At 70.6% G+C, this 22889-nt stretch carries 20 protein-coding genes, 3 pseudogenes and 2 riboswitches; of the genes and pseudogenes, 12 read left to right on the top strand and 11 right to left on the bottom strand.

All coding sequences use genetic code 11. The annotated features are described in order from the left end of the window. The first annotated feature begins 4 nt into the window (after positions 1–4). The 4 genes from ftsR (at position 5) to QMK28_RS27180 (ending at position 3720) form a co-directional block, all read left to right on the top strand. Positions 5–748, top strand: coding sequence for a transcriptional regulator FtsR (gene ftsR / locus QMK28_RS27195; RefSeq protein WP_326442236.1), 744 nt, complete (start codon positions 5–7; stop codon positions 746–748). Positions 749–801: 53 nt separating this feature from the next. Beyond that, positions 802–1275: a bifunctional nuclease family protein gene (locus QMK28_RS27190; RefSeq protein WP_326442235.1), complete on the top strand. Its 474-nt coding sequence runs from the start codon at positions 802–804 to the stop codon at positions 1273–1275. Between the two features lie 305 nt (positions 1276–1580). Then, a complete protein-coding gene (locus QMK28_RS27185; RefSeq protein ID WP_326442234.1) occupies positions 1581–2189 on the top strand; it encodes a MerR family transcriptional regulator in 609 nt (202 codons plus the stop codon). A 67-nt stretch (positions 2190–2256) separates the two neighbouring features. Next, positions 2257–3720: a DNA polymerase IV gene (locus QMK28_RS27180; RefSeq protein ID WP_326442244.1), complete on the top strand. Its 1464-nt coding sequence runs from the start codon at positions 2257–2259 to the stop codon at positions 3718–3720. Between the two features lie 31 nt (positions 3721–3751). Here QMK28_RS27180 and QMK28_RS27175 read toward each other — a convergent pair whose 3' ends face one another. After that, positions 3752–4153 (bottom strand): PRC-barrel domain-containing protein, encoded by a 402-nt coding sequence (locus QMK28_RS27175; RefSeq protein WP_326442233.1) that lies wholly within the window; start codon positions 4151–4153, stop codon positions 3752–3754. A 114-nt stretch (positions 4154–4267) separates the two neighbouring features. Continuing rightward, positions 4268–4365: riboswitch (glycine riboswitch) on the top strand. After that, positions 4366–4489: riboswitch (glycine riboswitch) on the top strand. It abuts the riboswitch before it with no gap. A gap of 62 nt (positions 4490–4551) precedes the next feature. Between QMK28_RS27175 and gcvP the strand changes: the two genes are divergently transcribed. Next, entirely contained in the window at positions 4552–7437 is a 2886-nt protein-coding gene (gcvP, locus tag QMK28_RS27170; RefSeq protein WP_326442232.1) for an aminomethyl-transferring glycine dehydrogenase, read from the top strand. A 124-nt stretch (positions 7438–7561) separates the two neighbouring features. On the opposite strand, the gene QMK28_RS27165 is transcribed toward gcvP, so the two are convergent. Together QMK28_RS27165 and QMK28_RS27160 are read right to left on the bottom strand one after the other, a co-directional pair. Continuing rightward, positions 7562–7768 (bottom strand): DUF5999 family protein, encoded by a 207-nt coding sequence (locus QMK28_RS27165; protein WP_326442243.1) that lies wholly within the window; start codon positions 7766–7768, stop codon positions 7562–7564. Positions 7769–8072: 304 nt separating this feature from the next. Further along, entirely contained in the window at positions 8073–8669 is a 597-nt protein-coding gene (locus QMK28_RS27160; protein ID WP_326442231.1) for a hypothetical protein, read from the bottom strand. A gap of 466 nt (positions 8670–9135) precedes the next feature. Here QMK28_RS27160 and QMK28_RS27155 point away from each other — a divergent pair, with 466 nt between their 5' ends. Beyond that, positions 9136–10638, top strand: a complete 1503-nt coding sequence (locus QMK28_RS27155; RefSeq protein ID WP_326442230.1) for a glutamate--cysteine ligase — start codon at positions 9136–9138, stop codon at positions 10636–10638. A 149-nt stretch (positions 10639–10787) separates the two neighbouring features. Here QMK28_RS27155 and QMK28_RS27150 read toward each other — a convergent pair whose 3' ends face one another. Further along, complete coding sequence (locus tag QMK28_RS27150; protein WP_326442229.1) at positions 10788–12566, bottom strand: substrate-binding domain-containing protein; 1779 nt, start codon at positions 12564–12566, stop codon at positions 10788–10790. 171 nt (positions 12567–12737) lie between these two features. Here QMK28_RS27150 and QMK28_RS27145 point away from each other — a divergent pair, with 171 nt between their 5' ends. Both QMK28_RS27145 and QMK28_RS27140 read left to right on the top strand, forming a co-directional pair. After that, the gene (locus QMK28_RS27145) at positions 12738–13547 is read left to right on the top strand and encodes a CPBP family intramembrane glutamic endopeptidase (RefSeq protein ID WP_443050840.1); all 810 of its coding nucleotides are present in this window, start codon (positions 12738–12740) and stop codon (positions 13545–13547) included. Positions 13548–13970: 423 nt separating this feature from the next. Continuing rightward, positions 13971–14399: a VOC family protein gene (locus QMK28_RS27140; RefSeq protein WP_326442227.1), complete on the top strand. Its 429-nt coding sequence runs from the start codon at positions 13971–13973 to the stop codon at positions 14397–14399. Between the two features lie 494 nt (positions 14400–14893). On the opposite strand, the gene QMK28_RS27135 is transcribed toward QMK28_RS27140, so the two are convergent. The 5 genes and pseudogenes from QMK28_RS27135 to QMK28_RS27115 form a co-directional block, all read right to left on the bottom strand. After that, positions 14894–15550: a hypothetical protein gene (locus tag QMK28_RS27135; RefSeq protein WP_326442226.1), complete on the bottom strand. Its 657-nt coding sequence runs from the start codon at positions 15548–15550 to the stop codon at positions 14894–14896. Positions 15551–16400: 850 nt separating this feature from the next. Beyond that, positions 16401–17417, bottom strand: a complete 1017-nt coding sequence (locus QMK28_RS27130; protein ID WP_326442225.1) for an ATP-binding protein — start codon at positions 17415–17417, stop codon at positions 16401–16403. After that, positions 17414–17677: a hypothetical protein gene (locus QMK28_RS27125; protein ID WP_326442224.1), complete on the bottom strand. Its 264-nt coding sequence runs from the start codon at positions 17675–17677 to the stop codon at positions 17414–17416. The genes QMK28_RS27130 and QMK28_RS27125 overlap by 4 nt, the downstream gene beginning before the upstream one ends. 64 nt (positions 17678–17741) lie before the next feature. Continuing rightward, a complete protein-coding gene (locus QMK28_RS34410; protein WP_443050839.1) occupies positions 17742–17906 on the bottom strand; it encodes a hypothetical protein in 165 nt (54 codons plus the stop codon). A 94-nt stretch (positions 17907–18000) separates the two neighbouring features. Beyond that, a pseudogene (locus QMK28_RS27115) lies at positions 18001–18207 on the bottom strand (HAD domain-containing protein); the annotation flags it as partial. Positions 18208–18491: 284 nt separating this feature from the next. On the opposite strand from QMK28_RS27115, the pseudogene QMK28_RS27110 reads away from it, so the two are divergent. From QMK28_RS27110 to QMK28_RS27100, 3 genes and pseudogenes are all read left to right on the top strand, one after another. Next, positions 18492–19007 (top strand): annotated as a pseudogene (locus QMK28_RS27110) (Clp protease N-terminal domain-containing protein); the annotation flags it as partial. Positions 19008–19293: 286 nt separating this feature from the next. Continuing rightward, positions 19294–20358 carry an EamA family transporter gene (locus QMK28_RS27105; protein ID WP_326442222.1) on the top strand — a complete coding sequence of 355 codons (1065 nt, stop codon included), beginning with the start codon at positions 19294–19296 and terminating at the stop codon, positions 20356–20358. 132 nt (positions 20359–20490) lie between these two features. Further along, positions 20491–20802: pseudogene (locus QMK28_RS27100) on the top strand (DMT family transporter); the annotation flags it as partial. Here the strand turns inward: QMK28_RS27100 and QMK28_RS27095 are convergent. Together QMK28_RS27095 and QMK28_RS27090 are read right to left on the bottom strand one after the other, a co-directional pair. Continuing rightward, a complete protein-coding gene (locus QMK28_RS27095; RefSeq protein ID WP_326442221.1) occupies positions 20755–21414 on the bottom strand; it encodes an FMN-binding negative transcriptional regulator in 660 nt (219 codons plus the stop codon). The pseudogene QMK28_RS27100 and the gene QMK28_RS27095 overlap by 48 nt on opposite strands. Before the next feature lie 65 nt (positions 21415–21479). After that, positions 21480–22151 (bottom strand): pyridoxamine 5'-phosphate oxidase family protein, encoded by a 672-nt coding sequence (locus QMK28_RS27090; RefSeq protein ID WP_326442220.1) that lies wholly within the window; start codon positions 22149–22151, stop codon positions 21480–21482. 35 nt (positions 22152–22186) lie between these two features. On the opposite strand from QMK28_RS27090, the gene QMK28_RS27085 reads away from it, so the two are divergent. Further along, positions 22187–22889 (top strand): GntR family transcriptional regulator (locus QMK28_RS27085; protein ID WP_326442219.1); only part of this gene is annotated, 703 nt, incomplete at its 3' end.

Raw genomic sequence — 22889 nt, 5'->3', positions numbered from 1 at the left:
GGCCATGCTACGAACACCGTCGGGCGGTGCCGGTTCCGGCACCGCCACGTCGGACGGCCGACTGATGAGCATCGGCACGGTGCTCAATCTGCTGCGCGGCGAGTATCCCGAAGTGTCCATCTCCAAGATTCGCTTCCTGGAGGCCGAGGGGCTCGTCGAGCCGCAGCGTACGCCGTCCGGCTATCGCAAATTCAGCTCCGAGGACGTCGAGAAGCTCGGCCATGTGCTGCGGATGCAGCGCGACCACTACCTCCCGCTCAAAGTGATCCGGGAGCATCTCGACGCGCTCGCTCGCGGGGAGCAGCTGCCGCTCCCGTCCCCGGCGCAATCGCGTGAGCTGTTCGAAGGCGGAATCGAGCTGGACCCGGCGGGCCCCACAGCGGCCCGCATCGGCCGTGCCGAGCTGCTGGCCGCCGCGGAGGTCGGGGAGCCCGAACTGGTGGAGTGGGAGTCCTACGGGCTGCTCAGCGCCGTTTCGGAGGGTTGCTACGACATCGAGGCGGTGGGAATCGCCCGGCTCATCGCCGACCTCGGCCGTTTCGGGGTCGAGCCGCGCCATTTGCGCTCGATGAAGGCCGCCGCCGACCGTGAGGCCGGGCTGGTCGAACAGGTGGTCGCACCACTGCGCCGGCACCGGAATCCGCAGACGAGGATCCATGCGGAGACCACCGCCAGGGAGCTCGCCACGCTGTCCATACGGCTCCATTCCGCACTCGTTCAGTCCGCTCTCAGCACGCATTCGCACTGACCTCCGGGGTGCCCGACTACCCAAACCGGCCGGGCACGTCCTAGGGTTGCTGTGTGAACGAGCTCGACGTCGTGGGTGTCCGGGTGGAAATGCCCTCCAACCAGCCGATCGTGCTCCTACGTGAAGCGGGAGGCGACCGGTACCTTCCCATCTGGATCGGTCCAGGAGAGGCGACCGCAATCGCATTTGCCCAGCAGGGTATGGCCCCTGCCCGTCCGCTGACGCACGACCTGTTCAAGGACGTGCTGGAGGCGGTCGGACAACAGCTCACCGAGGTCCGGATCACGGATCTGCGGGAGGGCGTCTTCTATGCGGAGTTGGTCTTCGCCAGTGGGGTCGAAGTCAGTGCCCGCCCCTCGGATGCCATAGCGCTGGCGCTGCGCACCGGGACGCCGATCTATGGCAGTGACGGCGTGCTGGACGACGCGGGCATCGCCATCCCGGACGAGCAGGAGGACGAGGTGGAGAAATTCCGCGAGTTCCTCGACCAGATCTCGCCGGAGGACTTCGACACCAACAGCCAGTGATCACTCAGTCAGGGATCACTGAGTCGGCGGTAGCGGCGGCTTCGCGTGTCGGGCCTTCAACGGCGCCGGCAGCGAGGTTCCGTCAGGGCATTCGAGTAGCGGTTCCCTGAAGAAGGTCACCTGAAACCCACCTCAGGGTGATTATCACTCGGCGTGCCGAGTGTGGCGATCGTTGACGCACCCCGAGTGACTGCATACCGTCGAGAGCACAGGTCCCGGGAGGCATGTGCCGCGTGCGCTTGTGCACTTGCGGCGACAGGCGTTCTCTCTGGTGTTGATCCGGGATCTGAAGGACGGAGGTCGGCGTGAGCAGCACCGGCGACGGTACGGCGGCGGGCGGGGCCCATGTACGAACGGGGAACGCGGTCAACCATGCTCCCGGGCAGGTGGCAGCGGCCACGGCGCCGCATCAGCGGGTGTCCGAGGAGATCGGCTACCGGGGCCCCACCGCGTGCGCGGCCGCGGGCATCACCTACCGGCAGCTCGACTACTGGGCCCGCACCGGTCTGGTCGGGCCCAGCGTGCGCCCGGCATATGGCTCGGGCAGCCAGCGGCTGTACGGCTTCCGCGATGTCGTGGTCCTCAAGATCGTGAAGCGGCTGCTGGACACCGGTGTGTCGCTGCAGAACATCCGGACCGCCGTCCAGCACCTGCGGTCCCGCGGGCTGGCCGACCTGACCCAGATGACCTTGATGAGCGACGGCGCCACCGTCTACGAGTGCTCCTCGCCCAACGAGGTCGTCGACCTGCTGCAAGGCGGCCAGGGCGTCTTCGGGATCGCCGTGGGCGTCGTCTGGCGGGACGTGGAGGGCGCGCTCTCGCAACTGCACGGCGAGCGTGTGGACACCGGCGAGACGCTCATCGGCCAGAACCCCGCGGACGAGCTGGCCCGGCGGCGCAACCGCGCCGGCTGACCCACGCGGGCCCGGCGGGGACCCGGCACGGGGCGATTGTCAGTGCCGTACGGCAGCATCGGTGAGTGTGAGAGCCGCTCCGACCATCCTGCATCTGGACATGGACGCGTTCTTCGCCGCCGCGGAACAGGCTGCGAAGCCGAGTCTGCGCGGCAAGCCGGTGGTGGTCGGGGGCGTCGGCCCGCGCGGGGTGGTCTCCACCGCCTCCTATGAAGCGCGCCGTTTCGGTGTGCATTCGGCGATGGCGATGGCGCAGGCCCGCCGGCTGTGCCCGAACGCCGCTTACCTCGTCCCCCGGATGGGCGTCTACCGCCAGATCAGCGACACGGTCATGGGCCTGCTCGGGGCGCTGTCCCCGCTGGTCGAGCCGCTCAGCCTGGACGAGGCGTTCGTCGACCTGGAAGCGGGCGGCGTGGAGACCTCCTCGGCAGCCGTCCGGGAAGTGGGCGAGTGCCTGCGGCGGGACATCCTGGCCGCCACCGGGCTCACCGGCTCGGTGGGCCTCGCCGGGGCCAAGCTGCTCGCGAAGATCGCCTCCGAGCAGGCCAAACCGGACGGGCTCGTCGTCATCGAACCCGGTACGGAGCTGGCGCTCCTCGGCCCGATGCCGGTGCGGACGCTGCCCGGCGTCGGACCGACCACCGCACAGACCCTGCGCCGGGCCGGGATCGGCACGGTGGCCGATACGGCCGAGGCCGGCGAGGCGGAGCTCGTACGGCTGCTGGGCAAGGCGCACGGCGCGGGGCTGCACCGGATGGCGATGGGGCGCGACGACCGGCCCGTCGTCGCCGACCGGGACACCAAGTCGGTGTCGGTCGAGGACACCTTCGACGTCGACCTCACCGACCGGACACGAGTGCGCGCCGAGGTCGTGCGGCTGGCCGACCGCTGCGTGCAGCGGCTGCGCGCAGCGGGGCGCTCGGGGCGCACGGTGGTGCTCAAGGTGCGGCGCTACGACTTCTCGACCCTGACCCGCTCAGAGACCCTGCGCGGGCCCACGGACGACCCCGAGGTGGTGCGGGAGGCCGCCGGGCGGCTGCTCGCCGGCGTCGACACCACGGGCGGTGTACGGCTGCTGGGGGTGGGGGTGACCGGGCTCGCGGACTACACCCAGGAGGACCTCTTCGCGCAGGCGGCCACTGAACTCGCCGCCAGTGAGTCGGCGGCCTTGGAACTGGCCGCGGAGCTGGCGGCGGCGGACGCGGCGGCGGAGCCGGGCGGGCCGCGGCAGGGGGAGGCCGCGGGAGCCGCAGCGGCCGGAGGTACGGGCGACGCCGGCGCGGCGGCCGAGCCAGAGCCGGCGCGGCGCTGGCCGCCGGGCCGGGATGTGCGGCACGAGGAGTTCGGTCCCGGCTGGGTGCAGGGCAGCGGCGTGGGGCGGGTCACCGTGCGCTTCGAACAGCCCGGCTCCGCGCCGGGCCGGGTACGGACCTTCGCGCTGGACGATCCGGAGCTGGTGGCGGGGGAGCCGCTGCCGCTGGTTCCCGTACCGGAGGGGGCGACCACTGGTTGCGGTGACCGCAGTGGTTGACCGGGTCCGACGACCCGAAGAGCACCCGCCGCTACCCGTCCTCCCCCGCGATCCGTCCGAAGTTCTGGTCGGGCCGGGTGGGCCGGGCCGGACGGGTGGGCGGGGTCTCGTGGCCGGGGGCCGAGACGTCCAGCCCGTAGTGGTGGTAGAGCTGCAGCTCCTGCTCGGGGGAGAGGTGCCGGCCCACCCCGAAGTCCGGCGCGTCCTTGATCAGGGCCCGGTCGAACGGGACGCGCAGCGTGTCGTCGACGATCCGGCTGGGCTCCAGGGGCACGAAAGCGTCCCGGCTGAAGATGCCGGTGCGGACGGCGGCCCACTCCGGCTCGCCGGTCGCGTCGTCCAGGTACACCTCGTCCACGGTGCCGATCTTGCTGCCGTTGCGATCGAAGGCCTTGCGGCCGATCAGGGTCCGCGGATCGATATCGGTCTGCACGGTTCCTCCAACGGGTCGCAACAACACGATGAGGACTACGAAAGTGCACTTCTGCTGGTCCGGCCACTCGAGGGAAGCGGCGAGAGGGGCGCTGGTACGCTGGCCAACGGCTGCAGACCCCACGCGGGAGAGCCATCCGGCGGCAACGCCGGAGGCGCCGAAGGAGCAAATCCTCCCCGGAATCTCTCAGGCAAACGTACCGCGCGGGCGAGGTCACTCTGGAAAGCAGGGCGGGCCACGGACAGGCGACTGCCGTAACCCTCCCTCACCGACGGTGAAAGCCGGACCGCTCGCGGTCCGGTGAAACTCTCAGGTTGAGATGACAGAGGGGGAGGGCCGTTCGGGGAGCCGCGCCGTGGTGCCCCTCGCAGGTCGTATCGACCAGGAGGCCTTCGCTGATGACCGTCAACCGCATTCCCCTCTCCGAGCTGGAGCGAGGCACGCCGTTCGAACGGCGCCACATAGGGCCCGACCAGCAGGCGCAGGCGAAGATGCTCGCGCACGTCGGGTACGGCTCGCTCGACGAACTCACCGCCGCCGCGGTGCCTGACGTGATCAAGAGCGCCGAGGTGCTGCAGCTCCCCGAGGCCCGTAGCGAGGCTGATGTGCTCGCCGAGCTGAAGGGGCTCGCGGACCGCAACCAGGTGCTGCATTCGATGATCGGCCTCGGCTACCACGGGACCTTCACGCCGCCGGTGATCCTGCGCAACGTGATGGAGAACCCGTCCTGGTACACCGCGTACACGCCGTACCAGCCGGAGATCTCGCAGGGCCGGCTGGAGGCGCTGCTCAACTTCCAGACCGTCGTCGCCGAGCTGAGCGGGCTGCCCACCTCCGGCGCCTCGCTGCTCGACGAGGGCACCGCGGCGGCCGAGGCGATGGCCCTCTCGCGCCGGATGGGCAAGGTCAAGAACGGCGCCTTCCTGGTCGACGCCGACTGCCTGCCGCAGACGATCGCGGTGATCCGGACCCGCGCCGAGCCGGCCGGGGTCGAGGTCATCGTCGCCGACCTCACCGACGGCATCCCGGCCGAAGCCGCCGAGCGCGGCGTCTTCGGCGTGCTGCTCCAGTACCCGGGCGCCTCAGGACAGGTGCGCGACCCGCGCCCGGTGATCGAGCGGGCGCATGAGCTCGGCGCGGTGGTCACCGTCGCCGCCGACCTGCTCGCGCTCACCCTGCTGACCTCCCCGGGTGACCTCGGCGCGGACATCGCGGTCGGCAGCAGCCAGCGGTTCGGGGTGCCGATGGGCTTCGGCGGCCCGCACGCCGGCTTCATGGCCGTACGGGAGAAGTTCGCCCGCAGCCTGCCGGGCCGGCTCGTCGGCGTCTCCGTCGACGCCGACGGCAACAAGGCGTACCGACTGGCGCTGCAGACCCGTGAACAGCACATCCGCCGGGAGAAGGCGACCAGCAACATCTGCACCGCTCAGGTGCTGCTCGCGGTCATGGCCGGGATGTACGCGGTCTACCACGGCCCGGACGGCCTGGCGGGCATCGCCCGCCGCACCCACCGCTACGCCGCGCTGCTCGCCGGCGGCCTGCGGGCCGGCGGCGTCGAGGTCGTGCACAGCGCGTACTTCGACACCGTCACCGCGCGGGTGCCCGGCCGGGCCGTCGAGGTCGTCTCGGCCGCCCGCGAGGCGGGGGTCAACCTGCGGCTGGTGGACGCCGACCTGGTGGGCATGGCGTGCGACGAGACCACCGGACGCGAGGAGCTGGCGACGGTCTGGGCGGCCTTCGGGGTCGAGGGCGACGTCGAAGCGCTGGACGCGACCGTAGGCGAGGTACTCCCCGAGGCTCTGCTGCGCACCGACGACTACCTGAGCCACCCGGTCTTCCACCAGTACCGCTCCGAGACCTCGATGCTGCGCTACCTGCGCCGGCTGGCGGACCGCGACTACGCGCTGGACCGCGGCATGATCCCGCTCGGCTCCTGCACGATGAAGCTCAACGCGACGACCGAGATGGAGCCGGTCACCTGGCCGGAGTTCGGCGCGCTGCACCCCTTCGCGCCGGTCGAGCAGGCCGCGGGCTATCTGACGCTCATCCGCGAGCTGGAGGACCGGCTCGCCGAGGTGACCGGCTACGACAAGGTCTCGCTGCAGCCGAACGCCGGCTCGCAGGGCGAACTGGCCGGGCTGCTCGCCGTACGCGCGTACCACCGCGCCAACGGCGACGCGCAGCGCACCGTCTGCCTCATCCCCTCCTCCGCGCACGGCACCAACGCCGCGAGCGCCGTGATGGCCGGTATGAAGGTCGTCGTCGTCAAGACCCGCGAGGACGGCGACGTCGACGTCGAGGACCTGAACGCGAAGATCGAGCAGCACCGCGCCGAGCTGGCCGTCCTCATGGTCACCTACCCGTCCACGCACGGCGTGTTCGAGGAGCACATCACCGACATCTGCGCGGCCGTGCACGACGCGGGCGGCCAGGTGTACGTGGACGGCGCGAACCTCAACGCGCTCGTCGGCCTCGCCCGGCCGGGCAAGTTCGGCTCCGACGTCTCGCACCTCAACCTGCACAAGACCTTCTGCATCCCGCACGGCGGCGGCGGTCCCGGCGTGGGCCCGGTCGGGGTGCGCGCGCACCTCGCGCCGTACCTGCCGAACCACCCGATGCAGCCCGAGGCGGGCCCGGCCACCGGCGTCGGCCCGATCTCGTCCGCCCCCTGGGGATCGGCCGGCATCCTGCCGATCTCCTGGGCGTACGTACGCCTGATGGGCGGCGAGGGGCTGCGGCGCGCGACCCAGGTCGCGGTGCTCGGCGCGAACTACATCGCCAAGCGGCTGGAGCCGCACTTCCCGGTGCTCTACACGGGCCCGAACGGTCTGGTCGCGCACGAGTGCATCGTGGACCTGCGGCCGCTGACCAAGGCGACCGGCGTGAGCATCGACGATGTCGCCAAGCGCCTGATCGACTACGGCTTCCACGCGCCGACGATGTCGTTCCCGGTGGCCGGCACGCTGATGATCGAGCCGACCGAGAGCGAGGACCTCGCCGAGCTGGATCGTTTCTGTGACGCGATGATCGCGATCCGCGGCGAGATCGAGCAGGTCGCCGCGGGCGACTGGCCCGTCGACGACAACCCGCTGTGCAACGCGCCGCACACGGCCGCGGCGCTGGGCGGCGACTGGGCGCACCCCTACACGCGGGACGAAGCGGTCTTCCCGGCCGGAGTCTCGGCCGCGGACAAGTACTGGCCGCCGGTGCGGCGGGTGGACGGTGCGTACGGCGACCGCAACCTGGTCTGCTCGTGCCCGCCGCTGGACGAATACGACAACTGACAGCGGTCCCCCGGGACATGAGTCGGGGCCGGTTCGGCGATTCCGCCGGGCCGGCCCCGGTCGTTTCCGGTGTCGAATTCCGTGTCGTTGTCGTTGCCGGACCAGGAGTCGTGACGCCGGCCGGTCAAGCGGCCGTCATCACGTGCTCGGTGCCCAGCGGCCTGTGCGGCGCGATGATCTGCCCGTCGGGCAGCAGCTCACCGGTGTCCTCGAAGAGCAGAACTCCGTTGCACAGCAGGCTCCAGCCCTGCTCCGGGAAGTGCGCCATGAGGTGCGCGGCCTCCCGGTCGGCGGAGTCGGCTGTCGGGCACGGTGGCTGGTGCTGGCACATTGATGGTTTCTTTCGCTGCGTGGTGGTGGTGAGTGTCCTGCGGCTCGATGTGTTCTTCATCGCCGCCCCCCGTATCAGTCGGTCGATCCCAGTGTTGCCCCACGGACGTCATTCCGCAGGTATTTCGCAGCAGCGGTCCTCGTTGGATGAGGACGCGTCACTCGTGCGGGCGGTTGCCCGCAACACGACGGTTCCTTCGGGTGGTTGACCCTCCGGAGCGGACTGGGCCGGCCGGGTGAGGACAACGCGGCGCCCCGCGGCCGGTGAGGGACACGGGGCGCTACGCCACAGTACGACCAGTTCGTCAGGCGGGCGATCCCAACAGTGGTGCGGGTGTGAGCCGGTGGGTCAGCACCGGAAGCAGGTCGCAGACGCGGTGCGGCCGGTGGGCGAAGATCCCCGGGGGCGCGGGGGACAACGGAACCAGCAGGTCGGAGGGGGCGGGCATGCCGTCCGAAGCGTCTGCTGTGTCGGCTGTGGTGTCGCCGTGCAGCCACAGGGTGAGCATGTAGAGCTCCGGAACGGACAGCAGCCGGGGCTGATATGCGGTCGGCATCGATTCGGCGTGCCGCAGGGCGCGTTCGGTCGACGCTATGTAGGGGCCTTCGAAGAAGTGCGAGAAGGCCCAGCCGTCGGGGGTGAGCCGGGTGTCCGCCGCCGCCACCGACCGCTCGCCGCCGCGGATCAGGAAGCGCCAGCCGGTCAGGCGGGTGCGTGGCGGTCCGTCGTGGGAGGTGATGCGGTCCAGGACGTGCACGGACAGGGGGTGTTCGGGGGTCAACGGCCCTTGGATGGAGCGGAGCGCGGGGGTGCGGGCCTCACGGACGGCGGTGGGGGATCCGAGAGCCGCGAGGACGCTGCGCAAGGCGGGCTGGGGGGCCGGGGGGACATACAGCGGCATGGTGGGTGGCCTCTCGTTTTGGAGACACGGTGAAGCTGGGCAGGTGCGGACGGCGCTGTCAGCTGCGGGGCCGGAGGGGGCCGAAGAACCCATGCTTGGGCGCCAACTCTCTGCCTCGTTCGCGGAGTTTATACGACACGTGTTCGCAGAGTGTTTCGGCTAGCTGCCGCGCGTATTTCCGGCAAGGCCGAATTCGGACTTCTCGATGCGCGGTTTAGTCCTTTCTGTGCCGGGCACTCGAAGTGTGACCTTGCATTCTGTCGCAGGCGCGGTCGGCCGGATCTCGTCGGTCTTTTTCACGAGGTTTCCGTCGGGGACCGTGACTCCCTGCCATGCCGACGGAATGTGCCCGGCGGTTCCCTGTGGGTCTTGTGGAGAGGATAGTGCGCAGGGGACTGTTGAGGGGAGTTATCGATCACAATGCCTGGGCATCATCGATGCACGGTCCGCGAGCAGGGAGGATTCTGTGGGGGAGAAGGTCATGGCCGGCGGGTTCGACCTGTCGGACCCGCGGCGGTACCGGGCGAGGCTCCGGCAGTGCCTGCTGGCGCTGGAGCGGCTGTTTGAGGAGAAGCGGTTCGACCGGCCGAAGAATCTGATGGGTCTGGAGCTGGAGTTGAATCTCGCCGGGGCCGACGGGGCGCCCCGGATGATGAACTCCGAGGTTCTGGAGCGCATTGCGAGCCGGGATTTTCAAACAGAACTCGGGCAGTTCAATCTTGAAGTGAATATCGTGCCGCACCGATTGCGCGGCAGGGTTCTGGACCAGCTCGCGGAGGAGCTCCGTACCGGCATCGGGTACGCCGACCGCAAGGCGCGCGAAGTGGAAGCCCGCATCGTCATGATCGGCATTCTTCCGACGCTCGCGACCGGGGACCTGGTCTCGGCGAACCTTTCCACCGCCGATCGTTACACGATGCTCAACGAACAGATGGTCGCGGCCCGCGGTGAGGAATTCGAGATCGATATCGAGGGCGTCGAGCGGCTGACCTACGCTTCCCGGTCGATCGCCCCCGAAGCGGCCTGCACCTCCGTCCAGTTGCATCTTCAGGTGACGCCGGCGCGCTTCGCGGCGGTCTGGAACGCCGCTCAGGCGGTGGCCGCGGTGCAGGTGGCGATGGGTGCGAACTCGCCCTTCCTGTTCGGCCGGGAGGTGTGGTGCGAGTCGAGGCCGCCGCTGTTCCAGCAGTCCACCGACACCCGTACGCCCGAGATCAGGGCGCAGGGGGTGCGCCCGCGGACCTGGTTCGGGGAGCGTTGGGTCGACTCTGCGTACGACCTGTTCGAGGAGAACGTGCGGTACTTCCCGCCGCTGCTGCCGATCTTCGGCGACCAGGACCCGATCCGGGTGCTGGACGACGGGGGTATCCCTGACCTGCATGAACTCGTTCTGCACAACGGCACCGTCTACCGCTGGAACCGCCCCGTCTACGCGGTCGCGGACGGCGTCCCGCATCTGCGGGTCGAGAACCGGGTGCTGCCGGCCGGTCCGACCATCACCGACGTGATCGCCAACACCGCCTTCTACTACGGCCTGGTACGGGGGCTGGCCGAGGAGCCCCGGCCGGTGTGGTCCCGGCTGCCCTTCCGGGCCGCGGCGGAGAACTTCGACACGGCCTGCCGGCACGGCATCGACGCCGAGCTGTGGTGGCCGGGGTCCGGCCGCTCCGCCGAGCCGGCGCTGATCCCGGCCGTCCGGCTGGTGCTGGAGGAACTGCTGCCGCTGGCGTCGGCCGGGCTCGACTCCTGGGGCGTCGCGCCGGCCGATCGGGAGCACTACCTCGGCGTCATCGAGGAGCGCTGCCGGCTGCGGGTCAACGGCGCGTCCTGGCAGGCCGCCGCCTACCACCGCGCGCGGGCCTCGGGCCTCGGCCGTAAAGCCGCGTTGGCGGCGATGACGCGCGCTTACTGCGAGCTGATGCGGGCGGGTGAGCCGGTGCACACCTGGCCGGCCGATGTCCCGGTCTGACGCCCCGGTCCGATCTCCGGGTCCGGGAGGCGGCGCGCGAACCGGAACGGGAAGCGGAACGGGACCCGGAGCCGGAGTGCGGCCCCCCGTCGTCACGGCCGCCCGGTCCGGGACAGCTGAGGCCGCCGCCCGGTCCGGGACCGCCGGGGCTAAGGCCGCCGCTGCCCGGCGGACATGATGGCCTTGAGGATCACCGCGTGGATCTGGGCCGGGTCGTCGACCTGGTGCGCCGAGCCGCCGGTCGCGTCGGCGATCTCCTCGCACGCCCGCTGGTCGGCGTCCGGGCCGACCGCGATGGCGATGAGCGGCACCGGCCGCTTGGGATCGGCGAGCTTCTTGAGCTCCTTCATCAGCGCGCTGCGGGAGACGCTGCCCGGGTCCTCGTTGGCGCCGTCGGTGAGCAGCACGACCGCGTTGAACCTGCCGCTCGCGTAGGTGTCGAGGGCGTCCCGGTACGCGGCCAGCGTCGTGTCGAACAGGCCGGTGGCGCCGCCCGGCACCGGTTCGAGGGCGCCGAAGGCGGTGGTCAGCTTCTGCTGCTGGGTGCGGCCGTCGGCGGCCTGCTCGCCGAGCCGGCCGGTCGGGACGATCTCCCGGTAGTCGCGGGAGCCGTCGAGCAGGGTGGCGAACTCCCACAGCCCGATCTCGTCCTCCGGGGTGAACTCGGCGAGGGCCCGCAGCAGCGACGCCTTCGTGACGTCCATCCGGGACCGGCCGTCCCGGCCGGGGACCGGCGCGGCCATCGACGCGGAGGCGTCGACCACCGTGGTCAGCCGGGCGCTCTGGACGGTCACGGTCCACATCCCGAGCGCCGACCGCAGTTTCTTCGCGGAGGGGGCCTGCGCGACGTCGGCGTCGAAGGGCTGCGGCGCCCGCGCGCCCGCTGCCCGCTTCAGCGCCGCGCCGGCGGTGCCGTCGCTGAGCCGGAAGCCGTGCCGCTGGAGGATCGCGCGGCCGTCGTCGTCGCCGAGCAGGGTCATGAAGCGGGTGGCGGCGCGGGTCTGGTCGGTCGTCAGCGCGTCGTCGTTCACCACGGTGTACGGGTAGTCCAGCTCCGCGGTGCCGTCCTCGGGGTAGAAGAGGCTCAGCTCGGGGCCGCCGTCCTGGCCGGTGTTGTGGGCGTGCGCCGCCTGCTCGGAGAGGATCAACGTCTGGTTGCGGCGCGGATTGCCCTGCTCGGCGCCCGAGTCGTCGCGCGGCAGGGTGGCGAGGACCTGGTCGTCGTCGTCCGCGGTGTGCTCGGAGAGCAGCTTGGCCGCGGCGGCGGCGCGGGTCTCGGCGGCGTCGTCCTTCTTGCCGGCGGGGGCGCTGATGCGGGCCAGCGCCAGCAGCCCCGTCGCGCTCCTGGCCGGGTCCGCGGTCCCTAACCGCAGGTCCTTGTCCCCGCTCGCGGCCTCGGCCGCCTCCGCCCAGCTGTACGTCTTCTTCGGCCAGCCGAGCTTCTTCGCGGCGGCCGGCACCGCGGCGAAGGCCAGCGGCGAGGTCGCGACGCGCCCGACGGAGTCCAGCGACACGCCCTGGTTCGACGCGGCGGCGCGCTCGACCCAGAGGCTGGAGTCGGGCAGCCACACCTGGAAGTCGGACTCGGCGGTCGGGCGGCTGAGCGAGTCCGCCACCTCGTGGCCGGACCGCGCGGTCACCTTGACGTCCAGACACCGGCCGTCCGACTTCACCCGCTCCGTACGGGCCCGGTCGGCCACGGCTCGCAGGGAGGGCGCGATGTCCGGCGAGGCGACGACGTCCAGCCGCACCGATTCGCCGTCGCAGCCGCCGCCGAAGGGCAGCAGGTCGCCCCGCGCGGTGACCACGGCGCCCGCGGCCACGACCAGGACGAGCGCCGTCGAGATGAGCACGGTGCGACGACGTACGGTGGGCCCGCCCGCTGCGCCGTCCGAGTCGGAGCCGTCGGGCAAGCTGTGACGTCCCATGGCGGTAGTGCCTCTCCTATGCGATGGCAGAAAGAGGGATGAGCGCGCGCTGTGGGATGGTGCCGTTCTCCCGGGCTGTCGCGTGCGATCTTCGTACCTGCATTCGAGACCCTAGTGGGGTGCGGATGCCGATGAGGCGGGATTACACAACTGGAGGCAGGTGTGCGGACAGTGGCGGGTCAGGTGGCGGGTTCCTCTCCCCAGGACGGTCTTTCGCGGCGGAGCCTGCGGCACGAGACCGTGCTGGTACTGGCTCTGTCGCTGGGCGCCAGCGGAGTATCGGCGCTGATCAGGTTCATCGGGTCGGCGACGAGGCCCGGCGGGCTCAACGACCAGGCGGCCAGGCTCAACGGCTCGCAGGCGCCGGGACGGCCCTGGCTCGATCTGGCCTGGCAGCTGTTCGGCATCACATCCGCGCTGGTCCCGGTCGCGCTCGTCGCGCACCTGCTGCTGCGCGAGGCGGCGGCCGGGCGGGAGGACGGCGGGCTGCGCATGGTCGGCTTCGACAGCCGGCGGCCGGCCTTCGACCTCAGCCGGGGGGCCGGGGTGGCGGCGGCGATCGGCGGGACCGGGCTGCTGCTCTACCTCGGCGCGCAGGCGGCCGGGTTCAACCTCACGGTGGTGCCGGAGTCGCTGCCGGAGGTGTGGTGGAAGTTCCCCGTCCTGATCGCCTCGGCGGTGCAGAACGCGGTGCTGGAGGAAGCCATCGTCGTCGGCTATCTGCTCCGCAGGCTGGGCCAGTTGGGCTGGACGCCGATGGCGGCGCTGCTGGCCAGCTCGCTGCTGCGCGGCTCGTACCACCTGTACCAGGGCATCGGCGGGTTCATCGGCAACATGGTGATGGGCGCCGTCTTCGTGCTGCTCTACCGGCGGTGGGGGCGGGTCGGTCCGCTGGTGGCGGCGCACGCGCTGATAGACATCGTGGCGTTCGTCGGGTACGCGCTGCTCGCGGGCAGGGTGGACTGGCTGCCGACGGCCTGACCGGAGCCTCGTGGGCGTACGGCCTGCTCAGCGGCCGACGAGCAGTTGGCGGACCGCAGCGGGGCGAGGGCGGTGTGGGCGCCGCCGGTGACCGGGTCCTCGTCGACGCCGGAGCGGCTTTCATGATCGCGAGCCTATGCGGCCGGTGACGCCGCAGGTCAACGCCAATTTTCGGTGACCTGTCTCAGCGAAGGTTGATTCGATCTCAGGCAACCTGCACTGATCGGTGTTCGTCTCAGCGAAGATTGATGACCTACCTGTTTGTCTCAGCGAAGGTTGATCGCTTCAGTGGGTCGTGCCCCGTCGTCTCCGGCGATCTGGTCCGTTGGCGCTACTCATGTCACGCGAGACCTGGACCCGCACGGCGATGAAGCCCCGGGATCTCGATTGAGTCCGGGCAGCACGCGCCAATACGGTGGACCGATGACGTCGATCAAGAAGTTCCAAGTCACCTTCGACTGCGCAGAACCTGAGCGCCTCGCTCGTTTCTGGTGCGAGGTGTTGGGGTACGTTGTACCGCCGCCACCGGAAGGGTTTGCCACTTGGGACGATTTCAAGGGCTCGCGGCTACCTGAGCAGCGGGATTCATGGTTCGCCTGCAGTGATCCCTCAGGTGTGGGCCCGCGACTCTACTTCCAGCGCGTCCCCGAAGGGAAGGCCGCCAAGAACCGGCTGCATCTTGATGTGCGGGTCGGCACCGGACTCGTGGGTAAAGAGCGCCTCGCCGCACTTGAGGCCGAATGCGCACGACTGGTCCCGCTCGGCGCGGTACACCTGCGAACGCTGTATGACGGCAATGATTCGTGCATCCCGATGCAGGACATCGAGGGCAACGAGTTCTGTATCGACTGAGGAGCCGCGAACGTGTCCTCGTTCTGTTCCCATGGGCCAAGACGAAGAACCGTCCCCGACCCGTCAGGGCGCTGTGGCACGGATCGCCGGATCAGGCTCTCGGGACGGGCCGTCCGGCCGGTTCGACCGACTACGACAAGTTCGGTGAGACGGACCCTATGGTCTGCGTCTCACTGAATCTGGCGCACCGCGGCCCATCGGCGACGCTCTGCGCCAGGTCGGATGCGAGGGGACAGGCCGTGCCGGATAGGCGATCGATGATCGTTTCGGTTACTGGTGTGTCTTCGGTGTCTCAGGCCAGCCTCGGGATAGCCGGTAGCACTTGCGTGAGCACCAGCGTCGGTCCCTGCCGTTCGGGTGGCGTTGGAATGGTTTCTGGCATTGTTCGCAGATCAGCGGGTTGAAGAAGGTGGCTGGGTCATGACCGCGCGATGCCCATGTGCGGCATCGGCGGCTGCACCGGCGCCGATGGGGATCAGACGGGGATTTCGTCCCTATCGGGTTCCGCAGAACGCGCATGTCAGTGAGGGCAGGGGAAGTCCGTGCCGCTCGACCATCCAGTCCCAGCGGGAGATCTGTCGGCTGCATCTCTCCGAGCACGTGCGCTCGGTGATCGGAGTGACCGACGGCAGTGGGCGCTCGCAGGCGGCGCAGGTGCGGGGCTCGTGCTGTCCGGTGGTGCCCTTGTTGCGACGTTGACGTTCTATGTAGGCCACTCTGCGGCAGGCGGAGGAACAGAGTCGGTAGCGTTGGCCGAACTGGATCTTCATGGGTTGCTGGCAGATCCGGCAGGGCTCTGTGACCTCGCGTTTGAGGGATGGGCGGCTGCGGCATCGAGCGGAGCAGTAGCGGGGCAGGTTGCCGAACGTGCGGTCGAGCAGGAAGACGGCACCGCACTCCTTGCACTTTGCGGTGTCGAGCGTCTTCCGCAGTGGTCCGGCGTCGCGGCCGGTGACGGCCGCGAGCCGTTCCCAGGACGGGCTGCCGCGATATCCGGGCGGTCCGGCGAGGAAACGTCGCAGGTGGGCGGGTGGGAGGCAGTTGGCTTGGGCGAGGCGAGCGATGAAGGGATAGCAGCCTTCACCGGCGATCGGCCGGATCTGGAAGGGGAGCTTGGCGATCGGCTCGCCGTTCGTGCCGGGCTGTGTCACGTGCTCGCTATCCCCTGACATCGAATCTGGACCGGTTGCCACCGAATTTGGATCGGGTGGCGTCAGGGGCCGAGGGCTTCCGCAGTCAGTTGTGCTGCTTCTCGTCGGCGGCGGGAGGCCCGTGTCTTGCAGCTCGGTGAGCACGTCAGGCGTGTCCGTCTGCTTCCTGGTTTGAGTGGGCCGCCGCATCCAGCACAGGTCTTCGGCTGGCCCGGGTAGGGAGCGTCGGGGGCCGGCGCGGTGGTGAATCCGTTCCGCTTTCTCCATGCCCAGTCGCTGCAGCGCTCCGAGCACCAGCGTCTGCTGGTGAGTCGCCCAATGACCTTCCCGCATGCTTCGCAAGCCTTGATCGGAGCCTGGCCGAGCTCGCGTTGGTGCTGCTCGCGGGCCAGTTGGCGACAGGTGCGTGAACAGTAGCGGCGGCGGTGTTGCTGTGCGGGGACCTCGACGCTTTGACCGCAGCCTGCGCAGACGATCGTGCGATGAGTTTGTGACTCGTCGGTGGGGCGGAGTCGTTGACGGTAGCCCTTCGTCCGGCAGGCAGCCGAGCACGTCCGGCGGTTCGTGGCTTTGTTGTCCAAGGGCAGGATGATTCCGCAGACCCTGCAACGGGAGTGCCCCAGGATGTCGCTGAGTTGGACTGGATCGCGGCTGGTGACGGCGGCCAGGCGTTCCCATTGGACGTGGCCCCGATGTTCGGGCGGTTCTCGGAGGATCTTCCGCAGGTAGTGGGCCTTGATGCAGTTGGCTTCAGCGAGGCGTTTGACGAACTTGCCTCGGCCCTCGTCGGCGATGGGCCTGACCTGGAAGGGCAGCGGGACGAGTGCGGTGCTGGTCCATGTTCTGCTGGTCAACGGGCGTCCCCCGACGCGGGTATCCGGGTGGATGCGGCGACGTCGAGGGGGATGTTCTCCAGGCCCTTCTTGGTGATCTTCTCGGTGCCGCCGAGGATCGCGTCGATGGCGGCTCCGCGGATCTGGTGCGAGAGCGCGCCAATCATCCCGCCGGTCCGGTCGTGGAGGAACCGGTCGAGCCGGGCGAGCGTGCCCGGCCGGTGACTGCGCAGGAGCAGGGTTTCCTCCAGCGTCTTGACCAGGCCCTTCCATTCGGCGTTGTAGGGGAAGGGGTGAGAGGGGATCAGTGTGAAGCGTCCGGCGATCTGGGCCCCTCGGGTGCCGGTGAGCAGGGTGCTGTGCTCGACGTCGATGCCGGCGTAGACGAATGTGGCCGGGATGCGCTCGGAGAAGTACTTGAGGGTGTCGGCGACTTCGGCGCCGATGCGGCTGGTGAGCGAGATGTTGTGGATCTCGTCGACCAGGACCAGGCCGGTGCGGCCCTTGGTGCAGACGCCGACGACGGACTCGATGATGTCGGTGATGTTGAACTGACGGGTCGTGGGAAGACCGAGGAAGCGCGCGAATTCAGCCGCGATCATGCGGGGTGTCGCGGCCGGCGGAACGGTGATGTAGAGGACCGGGATGCGGTCGGGAGACTCCGGGTGGCGGGCCTGGTCCTGGAGCTCGTGGGCAAGGCCGAGCTGAGTGATCGCGATGGTCTTTCCCGTGCCTGCGGGCCCGGAGACGATCAGGCCGCGGCGGGCGCTGACAGCGTGCCGGTTCAGCAGGATCAGCCGACGACCGGTGGTGACAGTGTGGCGGACCGTGGAGGTAGCCACTACCCGCAGGCGGGTGTGGTGGTCCAGTCGGTCCTCGGCGTCCCGGGCGCGGTCAGCATCGCTCAGCGCCGCGTACGCGTCCTCGGAAAACATGACCGGCAAAGCCGGCGGGTCCTGTGCGAACTCGCGCCAGCCCGGGCGCGTACTCAGGTGCCGGCCCTCTTCGGAGGGCAGGAGTTGAGGCGTGGTCATGAACGTTTCCAGGGGTCCTCGCGCGGGTCGAACAAGCCCAGCGGGATCACGTCGGCCATCGTTTCTTCGTCCTCCGCCGGCGGTTCCGGCGCGGGCTTGTTCTGCGTCTTGGGTTGCGGCGGAGCCGTGGCTGCTGCCGGTGCGGTGGCCTTGGTCCGGGCCGCGACGCGACGATCGCCCTTGGCCGACTTGGCCTTCCTGCCCTTCTTCGCCGTCGGCTGAGTGGGGCCGGCATGTGCGCGGGTCAGCAGAGCGGACACGGCCTCAGCGAGTTCTTCCTCGGTGGCCTTGGGCAGCTGGTGGCTGACGTGGTCCCAGGCCAGGTCAGCCGAAGGGGACGGGTGCCCGGTTGAGGTATTTCCAGGTCGCCTGGACCCATTCGCCATTGCCTCGGTGGTTGCGTACCCAGACTCGGGAGACGTCGTAGGGGTCGCGGTGGACCTCCCAGAGCCCTCGCTTGGCGACGACACCGGAAACTTGCCGTCGCATCGGGCCGAGTTCCGGGGCATCGTAGGTGCGGTTGTTGATCCGCAGGCCGTAGGTGTTGACGGCCCACGACCGGGAGCTGCGGCAGCTCCAGCAGCGGCGCGATGTAGCGGTTCGCCTCGTGCTCCCAGGTGGTGGCCCAGACGAGTTCATACGCGCTGGAGAGCTCGCGCAGCCAGTTGGCGTGGTCGAGGGAGAGCAGCACGGTGAAGTCGAGCAGGTCGTGGGCGGTGAACCCGGCGGTGGGCAGTACCGGATTGAGGACGCCGTCGATGTCGAGGAAGAGCAGCGGTCTTGTGGCCATCGGACTCCTTCACCGCGCGGCGCGGCGGACGGGTGCTGTCGGAAGTGATGGACGGTTCCGGGGCGCCCCGTGGTTGCGCGTGAGGGTGTGGGCGCGTGTCGTACCTCGCCGAGGCGATCGAAGGTGACCAAAGGGGAAGAGAAGTGACTGAAATCGATCGGAACAGTCGGGGTCCTCTCCTTCGCAGGGATGAGATCCCGATCATCGGTGCCCAACCAGCGGCGGACGTGCGAATGCTCCCCGGCGGGGATGTCCCGTTCGCCCGTGGCTGGTGAGGTGGAGGTGTGCAAAGCCGTATACCTTCCACCGGGCCGACCGACGAGTCCGCTCCGGCCGGCGCCGAGCTCGATGATCAGCTCACGCCCGCGCTGGCGTCCGTAGTCGTCGGCGCGCGCCGACGTGCCTCGCGGGACGGCGACTGTCTGATCGACACCGCCCATCTGCTGCACACCCTTCTCGAATCGGATCCGGACGTCCGCACCGCCCTGGGCGGCGGACCGCCCCAGGTGGTCCGGCTGCTCGGCTATCTCGTGCAGCGCAGCATCGGCTACGGGCTGCGCTGGCAGGGCGCCGTCGAGGACTCGGGCGCGGTGCCGGTGATCCGCGACACCGGGGTGCCGGGCTGGTCCCCGGCCGGAGCCGCCGCGCTGGACACCGCGTTGGTCCGCGCCCGGACACGGGGGCGGACGCGCGCCGAAGGGCTCGACCTGCTGGCCGCGCTCGCGGCCGACCCCGAGTGCCGGGCGGTCGAGGTGCTGCGCCGGGGAGGCGTGGACCCGGAACTGCTCAGGGCGCGGCTGGACTGCGAGGGATCGCGGGAGCCGGATCGGCATCAGCCGGGGCGGTACGAGCCGGATCAGCGCCGGCCGGATCAGTGCCGGCCGGGCCAATACGAGTCGGGCCAATACGAGTCGGGCCAAGGCGAGCCGAGCCAGTGCGAGCCGGGCCCGTACCGGTCGGGCCGGCGTCAATCGGGTCAACAGCGGCCGGATCAACAGCGGCCGAGTCAGCAGTAGTCGAGCCGGCGGATCCCGTGTCAGGGGTATCAGGGGTGACGCTCCTGTCGGGGCCTGTCATGATGTGCCGATGCACGTGTCTCAGGGGAGGAATGCCGGGCTGGGTCTCGCCCTGCTGTCGGCGTTCACGTTCGGTGGTTCCGGAGTCGCGGCCAAGCCGCTGATCGAAGCCGGGCTCGACCCGCTGCACGTGGTCTGGCTGCGGGTGGCAGGGGCTGCGCTCGTCATGCTGCCCGTCGCCTGGCGGCACCGGGATCTGGTGCTCCGCCGCCCGGGGCTGCTCGTCGGCTTCGGGCTGCTCGCGGTCGCGGGCGTGCAGGCCTTCTACTTCGCGGCGCTCTCCCGTATCCCGGTCGGCGTCGCGCTCCTCGTGGAGTTCCTCGCGCCGGCGCTGGTGCGCGGCTGGGTGCGGTTCGTCCAGCACCGGCCGGTGAGCCGCGCGGCGGTGGCCGGGGTGATGCTCGCGGTCGCCGGGCTCGCGTGCGTCGTCGAGGTGTGGTCCGGGCTGAGCTTCGACGCCGTGGGCCTGCTGCTGGCCCTGGGCGCCGCCTGCTGCCAGGTCGGCTACTTCGTGCTCTCCGACCACGGCAGCGAGGGCGAGAACGCGGCGGACCCGATCGGCGTCATCGCGTACGGGCTGCTGATCGGCACGGCCGTGCTCACCGTCATCGCCCGGCCCTGGGGCATGGACTGGTCGGTGCTCGGCGGCCAGGCGGACATGGACGGCTCGCGAGTGCCCGCGCTCGCGCTGCTCGGCTGGATCGTGCTGATCGCGACGGTCGTCGCCTACCTCGCCGGAGTGGTGTCGGTACGCAGGCTCTCGCCGCAGGTCGCCGGCGTGGTGGCCTGTCTGGAAGCGGTCATCGCGACGGTGCTGGCCTGGGTGCTGCTCGGCGAGCACCTGTCGGCTCCGCAGATCCTCGGCGGGGCGGTGGTGCTGACCGGGGCCTTCATCGCGCAGTCCTCGACGCCCAGAGCCGCCGCCGGAGAGGTGGCCGGATCGCGGCCGGAAACCGCGTCGGGGCGCGCCGGCGAGGCCGGTGTCGGGGGAGGCCAGGGGGTCGCCGTGGAGAACGGGAGCGAGCGTGACGCCGGGCCCGAATCGGAGTTGTCCGCCGGTCGCCGCGGCGCATAGTGTGACGATCATGCCGATGACAGTTCTCCCCCCTCCCGCCGCGTAACGCGGGCGGCCGTACCCCCGGAAGACCGGGCTCGGGTGAAGACCACCCCGAGCGGGTCGCCGCTGCCCGCACATGGGACCACGCGACCGACCGCCCTCGCGTACGCCCTGTACTTCGCCGGGCTGGTTGTCGTCCACGCCACCACCGTCTCGGTGATCACGCTCATCGAGCCGGTCACCGCGGCCGTGATCGCGGTGACCCTGCTCGGCGAGCGGCTCACCGGGGCGACCGTCCTGGGCACGGCGGTGCTGCTCGCGGGGGTCACGGCGCTGGCCGGGTCCGAAGCGCGCGGCGCGATCGCGTCGGGCCGCGCCGGCCGGGTGAGCCGGGGCTGTCGGAGCCGTCCGGGATCAGCCCGCCCCGCACTCCGTCTTTCGCGTCGCCGCCAGCCGTCGTAGCTGGTGGGCGCGGGCGTCGGCGTCGTGCGGGCCGGCCCGTTCGGCGAGCCGCTCCGAGGTGCGCTCCTGCAACGACTCCGGCTTGTGGCTGCCGTACTTGAACTTCGCCCGGACCGCCGTCACTTCGAGCCGCAGCCCGCGGATGCCGGGCAGCATCCGGCCGTACGGCTCCTCGCCGGGGGCGACGTGCGCGTAGCCGCCCTCGGGCTGGAAGTGGCCCAGTTGACGGCGGAGCAGCGCCGCCTTCTGCGCCGGATCGTCGACGAGGTGCGCGACGCAGGTCAGCTGTACGGCGGCGTAGTAGCTGGTGGGCACGCCCTGCTCGGGCGGGACGCCGTCGGCGGCCTGCCAGCCGGCGGGTATGAAGGCGTAGTCGTCCACGACGCTCAGCAGCACCACCGGGTCGGCCTCGACCGCGGGCCAGATGGGGTTGGGCCGGGCGAGGTGGGTGCTGATGTCCCCGCTCCCGGCGTCGTAGGCGAAGTGCAGCGGCTGCACGGCGGGCGGCTCGCCCGGCAGTCCGTTGGCCGTGAGCTGGCCGAAGTCGTGCACGGCCAGCCAGTTCTGCCACTCGGCGTCGTTGCGTGCCGCGTCCCAAGGGTGGATGAGCATGGGGTACCCCGTAGGTGAGTCGGTGGTGGATCGCCGGAAGAGTGCTGTCGGTCCTCCGGCGATCGTCAGAGCGCGCAGAGGTATTCGGGGAGCGCGATGCCGGGGGTGAGGCCGTCGGACGGGACCGGGGCGCCCCGCCGCCGGCTGACGGGCACGACGCCGGCCCAGTGCGGGAGGTCCATGTCCTCGGGCTCGTCGTTGGGGCCGCCGTCGCGGACCTTCGCCGAGACCTCCGCGAGGTCGATGCTCAGGACGGCGGTGGCGGCCAGTTCCTTGGCGTTCGCGCGCCGGGAGTCGGCGGCCCGGCCCGGCACCACATGCTCGACGAGGGCGTCGAGGGCCTCGGCGCGCTCGCCCTGGTCGATCACCTGGTGTGCCAGGCCGTGCACCACCACGGAGCGGTAGTTGATCGAGTGGTGGAAGGCGGAGCGGGCCAGCACCAGGCCGTCGACATGGGTGACCGTGAGGCACACCGGCAGCCCCGGTTCGGCCTGGCCCGCCATCCGCAGCGGGCGCGAGCCGGTGGAGCCGTGGACGTACAGCCGCTCGCCGACGCGGGCGTAGAGGGTCGGCAGCACCACCGGGGCGCCGTCGCGGACGAAGCCGAGGTGGCAGACGTAGCCTTCGTCGAGTATCGCGTGCACCACGGGCCGGTCGTACGAACCGCGTGCGGAGGCGCGGGTCAGAGTGGTCCGCTCGGTGGGCTGGTAGGGCGTGGGGCTGTCTGTTCCGGACATGGCGTTCTCCATTGCACTAGTGCATAATATGGTTTGTGCTAGGAGAATATCGGATCGAAGGTCGGCGTGCAGCGGAGATTGCCGGGAGCGTGGAACGGGCCGTCGGGTCCGGTGGCCTCGAACCCGGCGAACACCTGCCGCCCATGCGGGAGTTGGCGAGCGAGCTGGGGGTGAACCCGAACACGGTCGCGTCCGCCTACCGGATTCTGCGCGAGCGCGGGGTGATCGAGACCGGCGGGCGCCGGGGGAGCCGGGTGCGCTCCCGGCCGGCCAGCACCTCCCGCGAGCTGATCCGGGTCGAGGCCCCGAAGGGCGTACGGGACGTCTCCACCGGCAACCCCGACCTCGCCCTGCTGCCCCCGCTCGGCGAGGCGTTCGCCGCGGCCGTCGCGTGGCACGCCGAGCGGCCGACCCTCTACGGCGCGCCCGCCGTCGACCCGGACTTCGGCCGGGCGGTCCGCGCCGCCTTCGACGTGGACGGGGTGCCGGACGGGCCGGTCGCGGTGACCTCGGGCTCGCTGGACGCGATCGAACGGGTGCTCGCGGCCCATCTGCGGCCCGGCGACGCGGTCGCGGTCGAGGACCCGGGCTGGGGCAGCCTGCTGGACCTCGTCCCCACGCTGGGGCTGCGGCCGATCCCGGTCACGCTCGACGACGACGGGCCGCTGCCCGACCGGGTCGACGCCGCGCTGCGGCAGGGCGCGCGGGCGCTCGTCGTCACCGACCGGGCGCAGAACC

The organism is Streptomyces sp. H27-D2, assembly GCF_035828615.1.
In the GTDB taxonomy this organism is placed as follows: Bacteria; Actinomycetota; Actinomycetes; order Streptomycetales; family Streptomycetaceae; genus Streptomyces.
This window is presented reverse-complemented; position numbering and strand designations above follow the sequence as displayed.

Bases quoted from the DNA above. Each gene is read 5' to 3' on its own strand.
- ftsR (WP_326442236.1), top strand. From the start codon at position 5: ATGCTACGAACACCGTCGGGCGGTGCCGGTTCCGGCACCGCCACGTCG.
- gcvP (WP_326442232.1), top strand. From the start codon at position 4,552: ATGACCGTCAACCGCATTCCCCTCTCCGAGCTGGAGCGAGGCACGCCG.
- QMK28_RS27165 (WP_326442243.1), bottom strand. From the start codon at position 7,768: ATGTGCCAGCACCAGCCACCGTGCCCGACAGCCGACTCCGCCGACCGG.
- QMK28_RS27160 (WP_326442231.1), bottom strand. From the start codon at position 8,669: ATGCCGCTGTATGTCCCCCCGGCCCCCCAGCCCGCCTTGCGCAGCGTC.
- QMK28_RS27150 (WP_326442229.1), bottom strand. From the start codon at position 12,566: ATGGGACGTCACAGCTTGCCCGACGGCTCCGACTCGGACGGCGCAGCG.
- QMK28_RS27140 (WP_326442227.1), top strand. From the start codon at position 13,971: ATGACGTCGATCAAGAAGTTCCAAGTCACCTTCGACTGCGCAGAACCT.
- QMK28_RS27130 (WP_326442225.1), bottom strand. From the start codon at position 17,417: ATGACCACGCCTCAACTCCTGCCCTCCGAAGAGGGCCGGCACCTGAGT.
- QMK28_RS34410 (WP_443050839.1), bottom strand. From the start codon at position 17,906: ATGCGACGGCAAGTTTCCGGTGTCGTCGCCAAGCGAGGGCTCTGGGAG.
- QMK28_RS27105 (WP_326442222.1), top strand. From the start codon at position 19,294: ATGCACGTGTCTCAGGGGAGGAATGCCGGGCTGGGTCTCGCCCTGCTG.
- QMK28_RS27095 (WP_326442221.1), bottom strand. From the start codon at position 21,414: ATGCTCATCCACCCTTGGGACGCGGCACGCAACGACGCCGAGTGGCAG.
- QMK28_RS27090 (WP_326442220.1), bottom strand. From the start codon at position 22,151: ATGTCCGGAACAGACAGCCCCACGCCCTACCAGCCCACCGAGCGGACC.